At 49.1% G+C, this 1,637-nt stretch carries 1 protein-coding gene; it reads right to left on the minus strand.

Annotation, left to right across the window (positions count from 1 at the left end; genetic code table 11):
* Positions 1-255: 255 nt before the first annotated feature.
* A protein-coding gene (locus ACEN2J_RS20770) for an IS3 family transposase (protein ID WP_442108663.1) occupies positions 256-1,448 on the minus strand; the annotation gives its coding sequence in 2 pieces (ribosomal slippage) (positions 256-1,151 and positions 1,151-1,448; 1,194 coding nt in all).
* Positions 1,449-1,637: the final 189 nt, after the last annotated feature.

Consider the following 1,637-nt stretch of genomic DNA (forward strand, 5'->3'; position numbering starts at 1 on the left):
CCCACCGAGCGCTGGACCAAAGAGTTAATGTGGATCCATGGCTTCTTAGTGCTGGCGCTAGTGGTTTGGCTGCAACGCCGTCGCTACCCCGTAAAGGAGCGCCACCCGCTGCCTAGCATTATGTAAGCTGCAGCGATTAATAGCGTGATGATTCAATGCCTCACAGCCCCAACCTAGTTGGGGCTTTTTTATGATTTACGAGTGAGGAGTGAGGAGTGAGGCTGGTGGAATGGCCCGACTAAAGTAGACACCAGTTTAAGCAGCATTAAGTTGCTGCGCATATGCGTTGGGGGTTAATCCTCCCAGCGCAGTGTGTTGCCTTACTTTGTGGTAATACTGCGTGATGTAGAAGTGTATTTCTTCTGTCATCTCTTTACGAGTTAAAAGCCCTAAACGGCGGGTCCACTCCTTTTTCAGTAAAGCAAAAAAGCTTTCTGAGCACGCGTTATCCCAGCAGTTTCCCCGACGAGACATGCTGATGGTCACTTTACGCTTATTCAACCACGCCATGGTCGCCATGCAATGATATTGGCTGCCTTGGTCTGAATGGAACATCAGCTCACGGCCATTAGGCTTCTGCTGCTTCCAAGCCTGCTTTAAGGCCTTAATCACTAATTCAGCGCTATTCACCGGCCCCTGAGCCTTGCCTACTACCTGTCTGGTAGCAAGATCGATTATCACAGCCAGATAGAGCCAGCCTTCTTCACAGCGTATTTGAGTAATATCTGACACCCAAACACGGTTCTCTTGTGCAACCGTAAACTGTCGGTTTAATAGATTCGGCGTCGCATCGATGCCTGGCTTATGTTTACGATGCCCAGGCTTAGGCGCGACACAAGAACGATAGCCCACGCTCTGTAATAGGCGCTGCACTTGATTCTTACCACAAGCAAAGCCTTGATTAACCGCTTCGCGCCACAATTTCCGATAACCCGCAATACCATGTTGCTGTTCAGCTTCAGCCAATAAAAAGGCGAGCAAACTGCGATGACGCTCCGTCTGAACCGAAGGCTCTCGTTGGCGCTGCTTCCAACAATAATAACCCGCACGAGATACCTGAAGTACGCGACACATCACCAGTACCGTCCAGCTCATGCTGCGATACCGGTCGATGAAGGCAAATTTTATCGCCGAGTCTTGGTAGCGTACTCTTCCAGCTTTTTTAAGATATCGAGCTCCAGTTCAGCGCGCTCTAGCTTTTTCTTAAGACGCTTATTCTCTTGCTCTAACTGACGAAGGCTTTTATCTGGCCCTTCATTTTTAACGGGCTTATCCTGTTTCGAATCTGGTTTGTCCATTATCCACTCCCGACGCCAACGGCTTAATACGTTCGGATGCACCCCTAATTCACTGGAGATTTCAGCTAATGTTTTAGGTGATGAAACAGAGAGTCTAACGGCTTCCCGCTTAAATTCATTACTAAATTTACGCTTGGTTCGGTATTGCATACACTTCCTCACTCTGAAGAAGTGTCTACTTATTCGGGGCCATTCCAAAAGCGCCCAGCGCCCGACTCCAAGCGCCGAGTAAGAAAAACACTTACACCACGTATGCTGTTGCAGCACGTAGCAGCGATAAATAGCGAAACACTACAGGGTCTTTATTTAGCTGGGTGCCGGGCGCTTGATGCTCGGCAC

This window comes from Pseudorhodobacter sp. W20_MBD10_FR17 (assembly GCF_052119765.1).
Classification (GTDB): Bacteria; Pseudomonadota; Alphaproteobacteria; order Rhodobacterales; family Rhodobacteraceae; genus Pseudorhodobacter.